Source organism: Runella sp. (genome assembly GCF_027484545.1).
Classification (GTDB): Bacteria; Bacteroidota; Bacteroidia; order Cytophagales; family Spirosomataceae; genus Runella.
Map to the genome: position 1 here is coordinate 1 of NZ_JAIXST010000138.1, position 19,177 is coordinate 19,177.

Consider the following 19,177-nt stretch of genomic DNA (forward strand, 5'->3'; position numbering starts at 1 on the left):
ACCAAATCAAGTTTTCAATGAACGACTGCCAATAACTAAAAATAGTACAATATTAACTAAACCATAATACACTTATAAAGTATTAACTATTTTGTCCAATTAATGGGGTACACCATAAACCTTCAACCTGTTCACAGTCGTCAATCTCCTTCTTTGTAAGCCTCAGCGGGTAACAGAACGGACTTCCGTTAAAAAAACTTCTTTGCTAAAAAGCGAAAACTCTCCATTTTTGCGTTGTTAAAGACTGATACATCTAACTTTGCACCATGAAGAGAACGATTCTTTTTTTGTCTTTGCTGCTTGTTTTTTCCTGTAAAGAGAAGGCACCTGCTCCCGTCACTACTCCTGCCTGCAATATCGGCAGTGAAACTGGCGTCAACAATGCCTATAAATTGGAGTATCAATACAGTGCGAGTGGATTACCGGAAGCATTGAACGTCTCGGTTAAAGACAACGCTACAGGTCAGTTAAAACCCGCCGCAACTATCCAATATACGTATGAAAACAGCCGGTTGGTAAAGGTGGTCGATGCCGATGTGGAAGAAAAATTGGAATACAATTCCAAAGGAGCTTTAACCCGTCTAACCGTGGTCAAGACCAATGAATCCGCCTATGTCAATTATACCCTTAACTTTGAGACGGATGACAACCTGCGTATCACCAAAATTACGGACTCGAAAGGGGTACAAACCACCATTAAACGCGACAGTCAAGGAAATATCACGGAGACCCTCACTGTGAACGCAAGCACCAACCGGGAACTTTATCGTATTGTGCTGAGTGGCTATGACAACAAAAAATCGTTGTATGACTCGTTCAAAGGCTGGTCGGTCAATGTATTGGAATATTATGCCGACTACATCAAATTCCCGCTTTTTACCACCAGTGCAGGCGGTAATGCTGGAAAACGTACCGAATACGAAGCGGGAAAAGCAATTACTGAAATTACCTATACCTATACGTATAACACTACCGGCTTTCCGCTGACGGAACAATCGCTCACCAAATTTTTAGACGGTTCGGGCATTTCTACCTACAGTCGGACATTTACTTACCCCGATTGCAAATAGGGTTTCTCAACTCAGCTGTTTCCTGATTTTTTCGGCTATTTCTGCCAATTCATCCTGACTCATTTTGAGTTTATTGTTGAAGTTCATATCTGCCATGCTGTTCATCGGAATCAGGTGTACGTGCGCATGAGGCACTTCTAAACCTATAACAGCGATGCCGATGCGTTTGCAGGGAACGGCTTGCTCAACGGCAGCGGCTACTTTTTTTGAAAATTGCATCAAACCTGCATAGAGCGCATCGTCCAAGTCAAAAATATAATCAATCTCCTGCTTGGGAATAACCAACGTGTGGCCGGGTGCGCAGGGAAACACGTCTAAAAAAGCTAAAAACTCTTCTGTCTCAGCGATTTTATGACAGGGGATTTCTCCATTAACGATACGAGTAAATATAGATGGCATAAAAATGAAGTAAAAAGTAGTGTATTTTAGAAGGCAATATACAAACAAAAGCAAAAGACAGTATGACAAAAAATATTCTCACCATTTTCGGCGAATCTTCATCGCACTTAACCCTAAACGTCGGGTAAGATGGAGGTTTGCCATTTGGTAAGCATCGTTTCGTTTAGGATTTCCCGAGTAACTGATACCATCTAAATAGTCAGTAGTGGCAATACGAAACGTAATCTCAAGTCCAAGTGTCCACTCGGGTGATAAATCATATTTGATACCAGCTCCAATTGGAAAGGCAATGTGCGAGTGAGGATAACGGGCATTCTGGTCTATATCAATTCCTTCTTGAATCCAGGTATAAGGTGTTTGGGTATCCTTAAAAGTTGGTTCTGGATTGTTGTAAATAAGAGCAATTCCTGTAAAAAAATACGGTGAAAAAATAGACTGAAATCCATACCGCTGACGGTAGAACACCGGATTGATGTTATAAAAATCCCATTCTACCAGTAATGCATTTTCCATAAACCGCGATTCAAACATTAAATTGCGGGAACGACGGTCAGGATAATGACTATCTCGACCGCAAAGCCGCCCAACTTGAAAATTATAACACAAAGCAATAAAATCATTTAGGTATTTTCGAACGTGACCGCTTATCCCCGCATGAAATTCTTTTGACAAAAGATCCTGTTTGTTCAAATACCCTACTCCCCCTACTCCTACACCAGCCTCCCAACGCGACTGCGCATGAAGAGTTGCTCCTGTCAATATCATAACGAGCATTAGAATTAACATTTGATGCAGCTTATGTTTCATTTCCGGTAACTGTATTCTCATATAAATCAGTGAGAGAAAAAATTTTTTGAATGGTAAAACAGAAGTTTATGAGCAAAAACAATACCAAAATCTACAGAATCTATCTACAATAAGTACATGTTAAAAAAGTGCTTTATAGAACATACTCTAAATTTTGTACAAATCTAAGTTTGTTTTTTCAAGACAAAACCTGTAATTTTGCGCTCTGATTTTCAGGGGTGTGCTAAAATCAGCCCCCTTTTTTATTAAGCAATTAGACTTAACAGATTCAATAACAATCACAATCAACCATGGCACGTGATTTAAAATTCACAAGAAACATTGGGATAGCTGCTCACATTGATGCTGGTAAAACCACCACAACAGAGCGAATTCTTTATTACGCAGGGGTAAGCCATAAAATCGGCGAAGTACACGACGGTGCTGCAACGATGGACTGGATGGCGCAGGAGCAGGAGCGCGGTATCACTATTACCTCAGCTGCTACTACCGTAGATTGGACGTATAGAAACGAAAAATACCACATCAACATTATTGACACGCCAGGCCACGTTGACTTTACAGTAGAAGTAAACCGCTCACTTCGCGTATTAGATGGTCTTGTATTTTTGTTCAGTGCCGTTGATGGGGTAGAACCACAATCAGAAACCAACTGGCGTTTGGCCAACAACTATAACGTAGCTCGGTTGGGCTTCGTCAACAAAATGGACCGCTCAGGCGCAGATTTTTTGGGTGTTTGTACGCAAGTAAAAGAAATGTTGGGCAGCTATGCAGTACCCCTTCAATTACCCATTGGTTCTGAAGAGAACTTCAAAGGAGTAGTTGATTTGGTGAACTTCCGTGGAATGGTCTGGAACGAGCATGACAAAGGAATGACCTTCCAAGAAGTACCTATTCCGGACGATATGCTCGAAGAAGCAACGGAATGGCGCGAGAAATTGCTCGAAGCAGTTGCCGAGTTTGACGACACCTTGATGGAAAAATACTTCGAGGATCCGGCTTCTATTACGGAAGCTGAAATACTGGCTGCTTTACGTGAATCAGTCATTGCGATGAAAGTTGTTCCCATGCTTTGTGGTTCTTCTTTCAAAAACAAAGGCGTCCAGACCATGCTTGATTACGTGATGGCGTTGTTGCCTTCACCATTGGACAAAGAAAGCATCAAAGGAACTGATCCTAATACAGGAGCTGAAATTTCTCGTCAACCAAGTGTTAAAGAACCTTTCTCAGCGTTGGCGTTCAAAATCGCTACCGATCCTTTTGTAGGCCGCTTGTGCTTTATCCGTGCGTATTCGGGTGTATTGGAATCAGGTTCTTATGTGTTGAACAACCGTTCAGAAAACAAAGAACGTATTTCTCGTATTTTCCAAATGCACGCCAACAAGCAAAACGCAATCGAGCGTTTAGAGGCTGGTGATATTGGGGCAGTTGTAGGTTTTAAAGACATCAAAACGGGTGATACCCTTTCTGATGAGAAACACCCAATCATTCTGGAATCAATGGTTTTCCCAGATCCAGTAATTGGGTACGCGATTGAACCTAAGAAAACCGCCGATCAAGACAACTTCTCGAAAGCGATTGGTAAATTGATCGAAGAAGACCCAACCTTGCAGGTTGAGTCCAATGAGGAAACCGGTCAAACCATTATCAAAGGGATGGGTGAACTTCACTTAGAAATCATCATTGACCGTATGCGTCGTGAGTTCAAAGTAGAAGTAAACCAAGGTGCGCCACAGGTAGCTTATAAAGAATCATTGACCAAAACCTTTGAACACCGCGAAGTGTATAAGAAGCAAACGGGTGGTCGTGGTAAGTTTGCCGATATTTTGTTTGAAATCGGGCCGCGCGATGACAATGAAGAAGGTCAGGAGGCAAAAAAAGGGCTACAGTTTGTAAATCAGGTCGTAGGTGGTGCTATTCCTCGCGAATTTATCCAACCTGTGCAAAAAGGTTTTGAAGCAGCAATGATCAATGGGCCGTTAGCCGGTTATCAGATAGAAAGCATGAAAGTACGCCTTTTCCACGGCTCTTTCCACGATGTTGACTCCGACTCACTTTCGTTCGAGTTGGCGGCAAAGATTGGTTTCAAAGAAGCCGCGCGTCAAGCAGGGCCAAGATTGTTGGAGCCCATCATGGCCGTTGAAGTATTGTCACCGGAAGAATACACCGGACCTATCACGGGTGACTTAAACCGCCGTCGTGGTATTATGAAAGGGATGGACTCACGTGCGGGTGCACAGGTTATCAAAGCCGATGTGCCTTTGTCTGAGTTGTTTGGTTACATTACCGACCTTCGTACCATGTCTTCGGGTCGTGCTACTGCCAACTTGACTTTCGCACGCTACGAGTTCTTGCCAAACAACTTGGCCGAAACCGTTATTGCAAAATCAAAAGGCTAAATTTAAGTTTACAGTTTTGGCTTTATAGGTTTACGGTTATTCACAATAAACTGTAAACCACAAACAGTAAACCGTAAATCAAAAACATAAAAATATTTCCTATCGGAGAAAATGGCTCTTTCGATGGGGTAATTTAAAATCAACCGGAGCCAACAAAGTAATAATGAACCAAAAGATTCGTATCAAGCTCAAGTCATTTGACCACAATTTGGTGGACAAATCGGCTGACCGCATCGTGAAAGCGGTGAAATCAACGGGTGCTGTGGTAAGCGGCCCGATTCCATTGCCTACAGAGAAGCAAATCTACACAGTATTGCGCTCACCCCACGTGAACAAAAAATCACGTGAGCAATTCCAACTTTGCACCTACAAGCGTCTGATCGACATTCACTCGTCAAGCGCTAAAACGGTAGATGCTCTGATGAAACTTGAATTGCCAAGTGGCGTTGATGTTGAAATCAAAGTTTAATTACATTGGGTTTCCTAAAAACAAAAGCCGACTTCGAAAGAGGTCGGCTTTTGTTGTACTATTTTCTTTCTTTTACCCCTTTCAACAACCCCTCCAACTCCTTCACTTTTTCCCAATTAGCCGCCGCCACATTATTTTTTTCGCCAATGTCTTTGGCCAGATTATACAACTGCGGCTGCGGGTCATTACCCAATTCAGTATTGGTTTCAATGCTTTTTTTGGCGCGGTTGCTCGGCTCAATGTATTTCCAATCGCCTTTGATGATGGAAAATATACCGGCGTGCTCTATCAAATAATCACGGCCTTTTTTGTCTTTGCCCAACAGCGCCGCTAAATAGTCTTTGGTATCGGGCGCGGTGGCGGAATCAAATTTTTGGTTGGTTAATGCGGCAAAGGAGGCCAATAAATCAATTTGGCTCACTAACGCGTTAGAAACTCCCGCTTTCACCTGCCCGGGCCAACGCACAATGAACGGCACGCGGGTACCGGCATCAAAGGCGCTGTACTTGCCTCCCCGCAATGAGCCGGCGGGCGTGTGGCCGTTGAGGAGTTCTACTGCTTGGTCTTGGTAGCCATCGTCTACGACGGGGCCGTTGTCGCTGGAGAAAATAACGAGGGTATTTTTGGTAAGATTCAGCCGGTCAAGGGCTTGCATGACTTGGCCTACCGTCCAGTCCAATTGCAGAATCACATCACCGCGCGGGCCCATACCGCTTTTCCCCACAAACCGTTGATTTGGAACGCGCGGAACGTGAATGTCCTGCGTAGAAAAATATAGAAAGAAAGGCTCTGTTTGGTGTTTTTCAATGAATGACACGGCTTTTTCGGTAAAAATATCGGCCATGTCCTCGTCTTTCCAACGCGCCGATTTTCCGCCCGTCATGTACCCAATGCGACCAATGCCGTTGATAATCGTAAAATCGTGGCCGTGCGAATGCTTCATTTTCAGCAGTTCAGGATTAGCCCGGCCCGTGGGTTCGTTACCGACGGGGTCTTTAAAACTTACTTTAATCGGGTCGGTGGGATTCAGATTGACCACTCGACGGTTTTCTACGTACACACAGGGTACACGGTCGCCGGTGGCGGCCATGATAAACGATTCATCAAAACCAATATCCAAGGGACTTGGCTTGATCTCTCCGTTCCAATCCGGGCCTCTCTGCGGGCCCAAACCCAAATGCCACTTCCCTACGACACCCGTTTTGTACCCCGCTTTTTGAAACACCAACGGCAATGTACTTCGTCCAGGCAAGATCAACGCCGCCGCATCGCCTGTGGCTACGCCCGTGCCCGGTTTGCGCCAAGCGTATTCACCCGTGAGCATGGAGTAGCGCGAAGGTGTGCAGGTAGCGGAAGTGGTATGGGCATTGGTAAAACGAGTCCCTGCTTTTGCCAATTTATCAATGTGGGGAGTAGCCACTTTTTTGGCTCCGTAGCAACTTACATCACCGTAGCCCAAGTCATCGGCATAAATGATAATGACGTTGGGACGCGCGGTTTGACTAAGAACGGTATTTGTAAAAAATGCCAGCGCCAAAGAGAAGCAAATAAGTCTATTCATAATTTGAAAATGGTTAAAGGAGGGCAAAAATAGCAAAGATTCCTTTTTTAGATTTATTATAAAAAATAATAGCACACTGGTTTAACTGATTTAACGGGTCAACACAGATAAATTCATAAAAAATCAGTTTAAATCAGTTCAATCCGTTTCATCTGTGTGCTATTTAAAAACTTCATCCCAAAAACCGCCTTGGTCGGCCTTATTTTGAACCGCTCTTGTACTCTACTCTACCTCAAAATAAATTCTTCTCTACCTTTATGTCCTAATTACGAGCGTTTTTATAACTTTCCGTTTCATAGAACAAAGTTCTTAACTTAATTACACATTAAACTTTTTACCACAGTGGCAGAAGAACCTCAAAAAAATAAAATGGGCGGCTGGCTTCGCGATTTGGCAGGCGTTTTTGTGGTCATGGACGAAGAAACAAAACCAACTACTTCTACACCTCCGCCATCAACTTCCCCTACCCCATCCTTTGCAGGAAAAAATTCCTCAACGACCATCAACGCTCCCGTTTTTACTCCACCTGCCTCCAACGATTTTGTGGATGACTTACGGAACCGGTTTCGGAAAATATTGGAGGAAAAAAACCAGCCCGGATTCGACTTTTACGAGTTTTCGCTGATGCTTCTCCGCACGAGCAGCAATCCTTCGGTGGAGCATTTCAAGACGGCCTACGAAGGAGCTAAACTCCTGAATCCCAATTGCAATCAGCAGTTTTTGTTGGAGTCAGCAAATTTTTACAAGAGCGAATTACAGAAAGCTTTTGAAGCGACCGTAAGTGCGGGGGAACAAAAGAAAACGGCGTTAAATGCGGAGAAGGATAAGGAGCAAAAACAGTTGAACAACGAAGCTTCCAACCTTGAGCAGCAAATCACTAAATTGAAGCAGGAAATTGCCAATTTAGAAAAAATGCAAGCCGAAAAAATAGCGGCCCTGAATGGAATTGACAGCAAGTTTACCGACAAGCTTGTGGAAATTGAGCAAAAAATTCAAGCCACTGTCACGGCAAAAGAGGGCGTAGCGGGCGAAATAACATTGATTGAAAACGGTATCAAACAGTACATATCCGCTTAAATAATAATGGATACTGTGGTCAAAGGGCTAAAGCCCTCAAAATAGCAAAAAATCATCTTTATGCACGCCATAAATGGCGCGGCAACTATCTGTCTGAGGCGACAGTCCATTTAAATCAGTGCCGCATCGGCATTTCTAAAAATTAACCTTAACTATTAAAAACAAATGAAATTAACAGGTGCAGGAAAAGTTGCCATCATTGTTCTGTTAGCAGTGGCAGCGGGGGCTTTGTATTATTACTTGGGCCCCGAACTGAAAATTGCCGAATCAAAAAGTGTTTCGACGATTGACGTTCAAAACGACAACGTAAACGTGACCACCACGTCCGCTAAACTGGACTTACCCTCCGAAAGTGCTTCAACGGCCGGTAAGCCACTGGTCAATATTTCAGGCTATGCGTGGAATGCTCAATCGGGAATCATTGCCGCCAACGGTGGGGCAAAAACAACAGCAGGCTCACTGATGGAGAAAAACGGAGTCAATCTGTCGCTGACGCGTCAGGACTGGCTGTCGGAACTCCGTAACAATCAGATGAAATTCATCGAATCCTTTGACACAGGAAAAGACATCCCCACCGAGGGCAGCGCGGGAATTATGATCATGGGTGACGGTGCTCCTTTCTACATTTCTTCTACCCAACAGGCGTTGGATGAAAAATACGGCAAAGGAAAATACAACCTGAAAATCGTGGGTGCCTTGGGAAAATCAGTGGGTGAAGACAAGCTCATCGGGCCGGTGGCCTGGAAACTCAATCCGCAAGCCGCCAAAGGTGCTTACATCGCAACGGTAATCGGTGACGGCGACTGGGTAGTGGCAGTCAACTGGGCAGCTATTAACGGCATTAAAGTCAACCCCGACCCCAATACGTACGACCCGGATGCGCTCAACTTCAAAGCCGCCAAAAATGACGACTTCGTGGAGGCCGCCAAGGAATTTATCACTTCTCAAAAACAGGGTTTAGAGTATGAGTTGAAAGTGGTAAAAAATGGCAAACCAACGGGCGAGACCATTAAGAAAAAAATTGACGGTTGTTCCACTTGGACGCCTGCCGATAAAATGATTTTTGATGAACTTTCGGGCGTGACTGACATTATTTCGACCAAAGAGTTTAATAATCAGATGCCTTGCGTACTCATTATGCCAGACGAATGGTGCAAAAAACACCCCGAGGTAGTGACTGGAATTCTGAAATCTTCGTTGGAAGCCAGTAATCAAATCAAGCAATACGACGAATGGGGAAAGTTTGCATCCGGTGCCGTGGCAAAAACCTTTGCCTCCGAAACACCTGAATTTTGGTACAAGATGTTTAAAGGGTATTCCGAAACTAAAAACGGCTTGCCCATCAATGTCGGTGGCTCACAGGTGATGAACTTGGCCGACAACAAAATGTACTTTGGTTTGAAAGAAGGCGAATCGTCTCGTTACGAAAAAGTATACAACCAAGTTTCCAACTACTTGAAAGACCTAAATCCTGCGGGATTCAACGATAACATAAAGAAAATTACGACCTATGCGGAGGTGATGAATTTGACGTATCTTTCAGGAATTACGGGTATTGACGAAGGAACGGCCACTACGGCCAATTACGACCGTACCGCTTCTTCTTTGGTAGGAAAAGGTTCTTGGCAAATCAGTTTTGCCACCGGAAATTCTGAGATTATGACCAATTCTTACAAGACGTTGCAAACGATTTTGAACCTGTTGGTAGAAGCGGAAAGCGGTAAAATTGAAGTGTATGGCCACACCGATAATACCGGTAACGCCGCCGCTAACGACGCACTGTCTCAGGAACGCGCCAAAGCCGTAAAAGCATGGTTAAAATCACGCGGGATCCCCGAAAATCGTTTCCAAGCGGTACAGGGCAAAGGACAAAGCGACCCGATTGAAGACAACGACACTCCCGAAGGCCGCGCTAAAAACCGTCGTGTTGAGATTGTAATTAAAAATTAGGAGTCAGGAGCGAGTAGTCAGAAGTGAAGAGTATAAAAATTACTTTCTCACCGCACGGGCGGCCCCGTCCTGACTTCACGCTCCTGGCTTCTCCCCTAAATCCATGTTCAAAAAAATAATTACTCCGTTTGAGGTAATGAAAGCGCCTCACAATATGGCGCTGATTGCCTTTTGGTTAGTGGCCGTCATTGGCTTTTGGTACCTTTCTACCACAGGACAAAAACATCTTCTTCCTTCGCCTCAATCTGTCTTAACGGGCTTGGGTGAAGAATACCAAGAAGGGCTTGTCCCGCACATTATGAGCAGTTTGAGCCTTTGTGCACAGGCTACGTTCTGGGCTTTGCTGGTTAGCTTACCGCTGGCTTATCTTTCTACGTTACCCTTATTTCGTCCTGTTATTCAAGGCATTAGCAAATTTCGCTATTTGCCGCTTACCGGAATTACTTTCTATTTGGCCACTTCACCCCTGATTAGTTCAGGGCGGGCAATGCAGGTAGGTGTGTTGGTTATTTTTATGTCCGTTTATTTTGTTACGTCGCTGTTGAGCGTCATTGCCGACATTCCAGAAGAGGAATTTGACCACGCCCGAAGCCTTAAAATGAACCGCTGGGAAGTACTCTGGCACGTTATTATCAGAGGTAGAATTGATTATGCCATCGAAATTTTACGCCAAAATCTTGCCATCGTTTGGATGATGCTTGTCACCGTTGAAAGTATTGTGATGTCGGCAGGAGGCTTGGGAACCATCATCAAGAACGCCGACCGCTACGCCAATCACGGACGCATTTTTGCAGCACAATTGGTGATTTTATTGATTGGAATTTTACTGGATTATCTTTTATCCGAGTTGCGTTATTCTTTTCCTTACGTAAACCGTACGCAGAAGTAGTACCTTATCACACTTATGAAACACGAATACAAATTAGGCGGAACGGTATTGCTGGTAGACAATGTCTCAGTTACGATTGGCGATAAACCCATTATCGAAAATGTGACCATGGAAGAGCATGACGTAATCCGCGACGGACATAACCAAGGACAAATGATTGCGGTCGTAGGGCGTTCGGGAAGGGGGAAATCAACGCTGTTCAAAGCAATAACAGGGTTACGAAAACCGACAAAGGGCCGTATCCTCATTCCAAGCGACGAGGCCAACAAACCCATCGAAGTAAAGGAGGGCGATGTTGGTTTTGTGGATCAGAAATATACGTTATTTCGTCACTTAACACTGTACAATCAACTTAAATTAGCGGCTCAAAAAGGCAGCACTCCCGAGTCGGAGATTCATGGGCGGGTCATGGAATTGCTCTCGAAATGGGGGCTCGAAAAAGCAAAAGACCAATACCCGGGCCACTGTTCGGGCGGGCAACGGCAGCGAGCAGCGATTTTGTCGCAAATTCTTTCATCGGGCTATTTTTTGGTATTGGATGAACCCTTTTCCGGATTGGATGTAGGTAATGTGGAAGACGTAAAATCCATGCTTCGCCTGGTGAATGCTTCGCATGAGCTAAGTACGATTATCTTTTCGACCCATGACATTGAATTGGCTGTCGAGTTGGCTGACAAAATCTACGTTATTGGTTTTCCCTCGGAAGACAAGCAGATAGGTACCATTGTGAGTGCTTTTGACCTCAAAACGTTGGGATTGGCCTGGCAATCGTACGGCAAAGAACATATTGATTTGGTACATGACATAAAAAAGAAGATATTGGCAAGCTAACCGAATTGATATTCACTAACCAATCACAATTATGAATCTAACAGGAGCAGGAAAAATTGGCTTGATTTTAGTAATAGCTGCCATACTCGGAGCAGGTTATTACTACTTTGGCCCCGATTCTACTAAAGACAAAGTAACGTCCATAATATCAACGAAAACGCCAGAAGGGGGCCCATCAAGTACCAGCACTGAAAGCGCAGCTACTGACGACAATACAGCCAGCAGCGAATCTTCGGCCACAGGCACTGAAGGCACGGCATTTTCATACACAGCCCCTGAACCCGTAGACGGTACGCTGAAAGGTGTCGTAGAACTCGGCGCCAGTGGTTTCAACTCGTTTGTTGTTACGATTGACAAAGGCAAAAACTGGAAAGTTGAGAAGAAAGAGTTTGGCAACAGTATGGTGATGGAAAATATGGCCACTGATTACGATATTCGCATCGGCCTCAAAAAATACATCAGCAGCATGATTGACAACGGAGTGAGCGGAAAAAATATCCATTTTGTGGTAAGTTCCGGCGCTCAAAAAGCCGAGGTGACTCAGAAAATCATTAAAGTTTTGAAGGATATGGGCTACTTGGTCAATACGGTAACGCCTGAATTAGAAGGAACCTTAGGACTCAAATGTACGATGCCTGAACCCTATATCAATAAAGGTTTCTTTGCTGACATTGGCTCGGGAAACACTAAAATCGCTTGGTCAGAAGGGGGTTACATAAAAACATTGGAAACCTACGGAGCTAAATACTACGAAAACGGCACAACCGCCGACGGCGTTTATGAAGAAGTAGGAGCCAAAGCCAAACAGGTACCAACTTCCCAACGGGAAATCTGCTTTATCATTGGCGGCGTTCCTTCCGATTTGGCAAAAGAAGTGCGCAAGGGAGATGAACGTTACACCGTGCTGAAAGCGGCAGAAGCCTATAAATTGGACAAAGCAAAATCAAAAGCCGGCGGCAATATTTACAAAGCCATCGCCGACGCTACCGGTTGCAAGCAATTTGTTTTTGACTGGGATGCCAACTTTACCATTGGATTTCTGTTAGGGTTAAAATAATTCCAATCATTTTCCATTTACAAAGCCTTTGACCATGAGTCTAAGGCTTTGTTATTTTTGATTAGCATAGATTTTGGCATTTTTTTTCTTTCATTAAAAAAGGGGTTCAATTCAATATCATTACCGCTTTCCATCATGCGATACCTGCCAGTTTTAGCTTTTCTTCTTTACTCTTTCGTAGGTCAGGCCCAAAAGGCAAGTACAAAACCCAACGTCATTTACATTTTTGCCGATGATTTGGGCTACGGCGAACTGGGTTGCTATGGTCAAAAGAAGATAAAAACGCCCAATCTGGACCGCTTGGCGGCGGGAGGATTGCGTTTTACCCAACACTATTCTTCTGCCCCCGTATGCGCTCCCTCCCGCTGCGGACTCATGACCGGCCGCCATACAGGACATACCTACATTCGAGGAAATTACGAATTGGGTGGTTTTGAAGATGACAAAGAAGGCGGTCAAATGCCACTCAATGAAGGAGCTTTCACGTTGGGGCATCTTTTTCAGAAAGCGGGCTACAAAACAGGTGCCATTGGCAAGTGGGGAATGGGAATGGCCAATACAACAGGCAATCCCAATCAACAGGGCTTTGATTTCTTCTATGGGCTACTCTGCCAGAAACAATCTCATAATTTCTATCCTACTCACCTTTGGAAAAACGGGGAAAAAGTGCCGCTCAACAATCCGTTTATCCGAGTTCATAAACCCATGGCAGAAGGCGATGAAAACTATGAATATTACGTTGGGAAAGAATACGCCATTGATAAAATGACGGAAGAAGCCACAGGCTTTATTACTGAAAACAAGAACAAACCCTTCTTCCTGTACCTGCCTTATACACTGCCCCACGTTTCGCTCCAAGCGCCTGCCGAAGCGGTGAAAGAATACATCGGACAGTTTGAAGAAAAACCGTATCGGGGGCAGGGAGGCTATGCATCAACGCGTTATCCTTATTCGACTTATGCCGCCATGATTTCTTATTTGGACAAACAGGTGGGTATCATTTGGGATTTAGTAAAGAAACAGGGATTGGAAGAAAATACAATAATTATGTTTTCGAGCGATAACGGAGCAACGTTCGTCAAACAGGTAGATGCTCCATTTTTTGAAAGTGTAGGCAAATTGCGCGGTTTGAAAATGGAGGTCTATGAAGGGGGAATCCGCATTCCGATGATTGCGTATTGGAAAAATAAAATCAAAGCTAGACAAACTACCGACCACATTTCGGCGCAATACGATGTGATGGCAACATGTGCCGAATTACTGAACGTGAAACCTGCCTATCCTACCGACGGAGTTTCTTTTTTGCCTACGTTACTCAACAAAAACACGCAAAAACAACACGAGTATCTCTACATTGAATACCCCGAAAACGGAGGTCAATTGGCGATTCGGAAAGGAGATTGGAAAGGGGTAAAACGAAATGTAAAAGCCAATCCTGCCGCAACTTGGGAAATTTACAATTTAAAAGACGACCTCGGCGAGCGCAACAACCTTGCGGCGGCTCACCCCGAACTCGCGAAAGAATTTGACGAAATTGTTAAGCGCGAACATCGTCCCTCGCACGTCCAGGAATGGGAATTTATATATCCTAAATTTGAAGTAAAGAAGTAATCTTAACCTTTTATTGTAACGCTGATTGTGTATGATTTTAATGATTTGTTATGATAAAACATCATCAATCATAACCATCTTAAAAATCAGCGTTCTATTTGATTTTTATCATGAAAAAAACCTCTGCCTTCCTCCTTAGTTTTTTTATCCTTTCAATGATTTCGGCATTTCAGTTTTTGCCGTTGAAAGAAGCCCCCAAAGCCACTCCTCCCAACATCATTCTGATTTTTATGGACGACTTGGGCTACGGTGATTTGAGCTGCTACGGAGCACTGCAATACCGTACGCCCAACCTCGACAAATTGGCATCGGAAGGTGTCCGCTTTACTAATTTTCTATCGGCACAAGCCGTTTGTAGCGCCTCACGCGCCGCTTTGATGACGGGTTGTTATCCCAATCGGGTCGGTATTTCGGGGGCTTTATTTCCCAATGCCAAAGTCGGTTTGAACCCCGACGAAACGACCATCGCAGAACTGTTGAAAGAAAAAGGATACTCCACGGGTATATTTGGCAAATGGCATTTAGGTGACCGACCCGAATTTGTGCCTACCAAACAGGGATTTGACGAATACGTAGGTCTTCCTTACTCCAACGACATGTGGCCAGTTGGCTATGATGGTAAGCCTACGGCTGATACCAACCGCAGAAAGAGAAACCCTTTTTTGCCACTTTTGCACAACAGCGATACACTGCAAGAAATCAAAACCCTCGACGACCAAGCGAAGCTAACGGGAATTTATACCGAACGCGCCGTGAGTTTTATCAAAAAACACAAAAAAGAACCCTTTTTTGTGTATCTCCCCCATTCTATGCCGCACGTGCCTATTGCAGCTTCGGCCAAATTTAAGGGTAAAAGCAAACAAGGGACGTACGGAGATGTATTGATGGAAATTGATTGGTCGGTGGGCGAAATTATGAAAACCCTCAAGGAAAGTGGTTTAGATAAAAATACCGTGGTGATTTTTACGAGCGACAACGGCCCTTGGCTCAATTTTGGCAATCATGCGGGATCGTCGGGTGGCTTAAGAGAAGGCAAAGGAACGAGTTTTGAAGGAGGGCAACGCGTACCGTGCCTTGTTCGTTGGAAAGGCGTTACGCCCGAAGGAATCATTTGTAATAAACTCACTTCTACGATTGATTTATTGCCTACGATTGCCAACATCTGCGGCACCAAACTTCCTGCAAAGAAGATTGATGGCGTGGATATTCTGCCGCTTTTGAAAGGAGATATGGACGCGGCACCGCGCAAATACTTCTACTATTACTACCGTCGCAACAACCTCGAAGCCGTTCGTCGCGATGATTGGAAACTCGTTTTACCACACGAAGGACGCACCTACGAAGGGCAAGTACCCAGCAATGATGGATTTCCTGGAAAAGCACCCGAAAATAACCCTTTCCCATTGGCATTGTATGACCTCCGCCGCGACCCAGCCGAACGCTACGACGTGAAAGAAATTTATCCGGACATTTTGGCCGAACTCCAAAAAGTAGTCGAAGAAGCCCGCGAAGATTTAGGCGATGACATTACCAAACGTACAGGTAAAAACGTGCGATTGAGTGGCGTAATAAAGTAGTTATCCAGTAAAAAATCAAAGTATGGTTTGAAAAAAGCTTTACTATTTTCAAACCATACTTTAAAAATAGTAAAGCTTTTGCCACTTTTCAACCGAGCGGAATTATCCAAAACTACGTTATTTGAAGGAATGATTTGGGAAGGATTTCTCTATTAACCCTTTCTTCAAAGCGGAAATGATTAGATTTGCCACGGAAGCAAACAATCCCCGAATGAAACAAAACCTCAAAAAATATTGGCCGCATATCGCTATTGGTACGGGAATTTTGGCCCTGATCAGTGCAGTAGTCTACTACCAATTTCGCCAAAAAGAAGAAGTTCAGATGGCTTTTGCTCCTGATTCGAGCATTTATTCAAAGAAAAACTATACTAACCTTGTTTTGGACAGCGCCGCGTTGGCAACTTTCTATCGGTTACATTTGGTGGCCGACAGTATTCAAAAAGACGTGAGTGAATTTTACCGAAAAAGAGCGTATCAATATGCTTGGTTTAGCGAAAATACCCTTACGAATGCCGCTCTAAGTTACAATAGTCAACGGGAAGCCTACATCAGCGACTTTGCCGACAGCAGCCTCTACAACGCAGAGATAGACTCCTTGCTTTTAGAAGCCAAAACGGTGGGCAAAGCTTTTTTGACCGACCCACAACGAGTGCAGAAGTTAGAGCTTTTGCTCACCACTTCTTTTTTCAATTATACCAACAAAGCCTTCACTGGAACCGTCAAAAATCCGCTGGATTTGGAATGGTTCATTCCCCGAAAAAAGAAAGATTACCAAGCCTTACTTGATACCTTGGTTTCGACCAAGGGAAGCACCATACGCGAACCGGTGAATCGGTATTACACTTTGTTAAAAGACAAACTGCGTATCTACCGGGGCATTGAAAAACAGGGCGGTTGGGGCAGCATTGATGTTCCCAAGAAAGCATTGAAAAAAGAGGATAGCGATTCTTCGCTCATTGAAGTGAAGAAAACGCTGGTACTCATGGGCGATTTAAAAGAGTTTGACAGCACGGCTATCTTTACAGATTCATTGGCGATGGCGGTCAGACGCTTTCAACACCGCATGGGATTGGCCGAAAATGGAAAAATAGACGCCAATACTGCTACCGAACTCAATCGTCCCGTTAGTTTTAGAATCCGGCAAATCATGCTCAACATGGAGCGATTGAGGTGGGTGCCTGACGAAATCGAGCCCAATATGCTCTTAGTCAATATTCCCGAATTTAAACTGCATGTGTTTGAAAACAGCGTTCAGTCGTGGATGTGCAATGTGGTAGTAGGCAAAGAAGCAACTAAAACGAGTATTTTTAAAGGAAACCTTTCCAACGTCGTACTGAATCCCTATTGGGTGGTCACCAACAACATCATCAACAATGAAATGTTACCGCGCTTAAAGCAAAACCCGGGCTATCTGGCTCGCAACAATATGGAAGTGGTATCGGGAGATAAAGTACTCAATCCGTATTCGATTAAATGGAATTCTTACAAAAAGAATATTCCGTATACCATACGGCAAAAACCGGGCAAGACTAACTCACTTGGCAAAGTAAAATTTTTATTTCCAAACAATTACAGTATTTATCTACACGATACGCCTTCCAAAAACCTCTTTGGAGAGACGGCAAGAGCGTTCAGTCATGGATGTATTCGCGTGTCTGAACCTGAGCGCTTGGCATTGCATCTTTTGAAAAACACTCCAGCTTGGGATGAAAAAAAATTGGAAAGCGTATGGGCTACGCAAAAAGAAAAATGGATCACAGTGCGCCCTTCCGTGCCAGTCTACATTGTTTATTTTACGGCTTGGGTAGACTATACAGGTCAGTTAAATTTCAGAAATGACTTGTATGGACTGGACAAAACACTGTCTGCCGAAATTTTTGGGGAAGAGAAAACGATTTTGTAGCCGTTTGCTTCTGTTTTCTTGATAGATTTTCACGTCAAAAAAGGCCGGAGGCCTAAAAATAGCGGTCACCCGGCAGAGCCGAGCGACTGCGTGAGTATAGGTAAAAGTTCAGAGGGGAGGATTTAGGTGGGGTTACTTAAAAAAACAGCCCGGCATGGAACAAACAAAAGCCAAATGCCGTTTCAAAAACACAAATTAAACTTCTGCCGCGATTGCTATGAGCCGGACCGAACACCGGCAAAGGAGGTTTTTGGAGAAAAAACACAACACACATGTCGGAGATTTCCTGCGGCGTCGATTTCGGAACGTCAAACTCTACTATTGCATTTTACCGTGACAATCGTCTCACGTTGGTTCCCGTTGAGGGGAATCATACCACGATTCCAAGTGCCATTTTCTTTGAACGCATTGACAACACCCCTCACTACGGGCGAGAAGCGGTAAACTGGTTTCTCGAACGAAAAAAAGGGCGTTTAATGCGCAGTTTGAAGCGCGTTTTGGGAACTTCAGTGATGAAGCAAGGCACACTGGTCAATGGTAGTCCCATGAACTTCAGCAAAATTATTGGTCAGTTTGTCAGGCACATCAAAGAAAAAGCCGAGGCAGTAGCCGACCAACAAATCGAGAATGTAGTGATGGGGCGCCCAGTACATTTCATTGATAACAACCCTCTGGGCAATAAAAATGCCCAGGAAGAACTTCATACCATTGCCCGGAATATTGGGTTCAAATACATTGATTTTCAATTTGAACCCATTGCTGCTGCCTTTGCACATGAGGTACACCTAACCGGCGAAAAACTCGCGCTGGTCGTGGACATTGGGGGTGGAACGTCTGATTTTACGGTGATTCGCCTATCCAAAAAATACCTGAATAAAATCGACCGCGCAGGCGATATTTTAGCCAATACAGGAATTCGGCTCGGAGGAAATGATTTTGATAAGGATTTGAGCTTAACTGGTTTTATGCCCGAATTGGGTTATCGAAGCACATACGGAGAGAAGAATCTGCAAGTTCCTCATAAATACTACTTCGAGTTGTCGGAATGGAGCAAGGTCAATGCACTCTATACTCCCAGAAATCTGATGCAGGTACGACAGTATATAGGGGAGTCACACGATAAGGTGCGCCTCTCGCGGCTTTTAAAGTTACTTGAACAGGAAAGCGGACATATTTTGTTGGGAGCAGTCGAAGACGCTAAAATCGCCCTGACTTACCACGATACTTATGCGGCCCCCCTCGACTTTTTGGAGCAGGGCTGTGCCGTTGAAACTTCAAAAAATTCTTTTGAAACAGCTATTAAAGACGAGGTGGAGCAAATTGCGACCTCAGCCCTGCAATGTGTACACGATGCGGGCATACTTTGCCAAGACATTGACTTGATTATTTTAACGGGTGGTTCCACCGAAATTCCTGCGGTACAACTAAAGTTTAAAGAGTTATTCCCGAATGGGACAATATCGGAAGAGAACAAACTGGACAGTGTAGGCATCGGATTGGCTTACGACAGTAAACGGAAGTTTTTGGAAGGGGTTTCGGCTATACAATAGCCAACCTCCATTCAACGAAAAGCCGTC

15 protein-coding genes are annotated in these 19,177 nt (G+C 44.3%); 12 read left to right on the top strand and 3 right to left on the bottom strand.

Annotation, left to right across the window (positions count from 1 at the left end):
- Window positions 1–266: 266 nt before the first annotated feature.
- Complete coding sequence (locus tag Q0081_RS12930) at window positions 267–1,070, top strand: hypothetical protein (protein WP_298353856.1); 804 nt, start codon at window positions 267–269, stop codon at window positions 1,068–1,070.
- A gap of 6 nt (window positions 1,071–1,076) precedes the next feature.
- On the opposite strand, the gene Q0081_RS12935 is transcribed toward Q0081_RS12930, so the two are convergent.
- Window positions 1,077–1,469: an HIT family protein gene (locus tag Q0081_RS12935; protein WP_298353859.1), complete on the bottom strand. Its 393-nt coding sequence runs from the start codon at window positions 1,467–1,469 to the stop codon at window positions 1,077–1,079.
- 78 nt (window positions 1,470–1,547) lie between these two features.
- Window positions 1,548–2,243, bottom strand: a complete 696-nt coding sequence (locus tag Q0081_RS12940) for a DUF6089 family protein (protein WP_298353861.1) — start codon at window positions 2,241–2,243, stop codon at window positions 1,548–1,550.
- Between the two features lie 323 nt (window positions 2,244–2,566).
- Here Q0081_RS12940 and fusA point away from each other — a divergent pair, with 323 nt between their 5' ends.
- Both fusA and rpsJ read left to right on the top strand, forming a co-directional pair.
- On the top strand, window positions 2,567–4,675 hold the full coding sequence (gene fusA / locus Q0081_RS12945; protein WP_298353863.1) for an elongation factor G: 2,109 nt from the start codon (window positions 2,567–2,569) through the stop codon (window positions 4,673–4,675).
- 163 nt (window positions 4,676–4,838) lie between these two features.
- On the top strand, window positions 4,839–5,144 hold the full coding sequence (gene rpsJ / locus Q0081_RS12950; RefSeq protein ID WP_028522456.1) for a 30S ribosomal protein S10: 306 nt from the start codon (window positions 4,839–4,841) through the stop codon (window positions 5,142–5,144).
- 58 nt (window positions 5,145–5,202) lie between these two features.
- Here rpsJ and Q0081_RS12955 read toward each other — a convergent pair whose 3' ends face one another.
- Window positions 5,203–6,705: an arylsulfatase gene (locus Q0081_RS12955; RefSeq protein ID WP_298353872.1), complete on the bottom strand. Its 1,503-nt coding sequence runs from the start codon at window positions 6,703–6,705 to the stop codon at window positions 5,203–5,205.
- Window positions 6,706–7,047: 342 nt separating this feature from the next.
- On the opposite strand from Q0081_RS12955, the gene Q0081_RS12960 reads away from it, so the two are divergent.
- The 9 genes from Q0081_RS12960 (at window position 7,048) to Q0081_RS13000 (ending at window position 19,150) form a co-directional block, all read left to right on the top strand.
- Window positions 7,048–7,782, top strand: a complete 735-nt coding sequence (locus tag Q0081_RS12960; RefSeq protein WP_298353875.1) for a hypothetical protein — start codon at window positions 7,048–7,050, stop codon at window positions 7,780–7,782.
- Window positions 7,783–7,947: 165 nt separating this feature from the next.
- Window positions 7,948–9,732, top strand: coding sequence for a phosphate ABC transporter substrate-binding/OmpA family protein (locus Q0081_RS12965; protein ID WP_298353878.1), 1,785 nt, complete (start codon window positions 7,948–7,950; stop codon window positions 9,730–9,732).
- Window positions 9,733–9,835: 103 nt separating this feature from the next.
- The gene (locus tag Q0081_RS12970) at window positions 9,836–10,621 is read left to right on the top strand and encodes an ABC transporter permease (protein ID WP_298353881.1); all 786 of its coding nucleotides are present in this window, start codon (window positions 9,836–9,838) and stop codon (window positions 10,619–10,621) included.
- Window positions 10,622–10,636: 15 nt separating this feature from the next.
- Complete coding sequence (locus Q0081_RS12975) at window positions 10,637–11,452, top strand: ATP-binding cassette domain-containing protein (RefSeq protein WP_298353884.1); 816 nt, start codon at window positions 10,637–10,639, stop codon at window positions 11,450–11,452.
- Window positions 11,453–11,483: 31 nt separating this feature from the next.
- Window positions 11,484–12,509 (top strand): hypothetical protein, encoded by a 1,026-nt coding sequence (locus tag Q0081_RS12980; RefSeq protein ID WP_409034062.1) that lies wholly within the window; start codon window positions 11,484–11,486, stop codon window positions 12,507–12,509.
- Between the two features lie 135 nt (window positions 12,510–12,644).
- The gene (locus Q0081_RS12985; RefSeq protein ID WP_298353887.1) at window positions 12,645–14,120 is read left to right on the top strand and encodes an arylsulfatase; all 1,476 of its coding nucleotides are present in this window, start codon (window positions 12,645–12,647) and stop codon (window positions 14,118–14,120) included.
- A 155-nt stretch (window positions 14,121–14,275) separates the two neighbouring features.
- Window positions 14,276–15,697, top strand: a complete 1,422-nt coding sequence (locus tag Q0081_RS12990; RefSeq protein WP_298353916.1) for a sulfatase — start codon at window positions 14,276–14,278, stop codon at window positions 15,695–15,697.
- A gap of 211 nt (window positions 15,698–15,908) precedes the next feature.
- Window positions 15,909–17,600 carry a murein L,D-transpeptidase gene (locus tag Q0081_RS12995; protein WP_298353890.1) on the top strand — a complete coding sequence of 564 codons (1,692 nt, stop codon included), beginning with the start codon at window positions 15,909–15,911 and terminating at the stop codon, window positions 17,598–17,600.
- 272 nt (window positions 17,601–17,872) lie between these two features.
- On the top strand, window positions 17,873–19,150 hold the full coding sequence (locus tag Q0081_RS13000) for an Hsp70 family protein (RefSeq protein ID WP_298353893.1): 1,278 nt from the start codon (window positions 17,873–17,875) through the stop codon (window positions 19,148–19,150).
- Window positions 19,151–19,177: the final 27 nt, after the last annotated feature.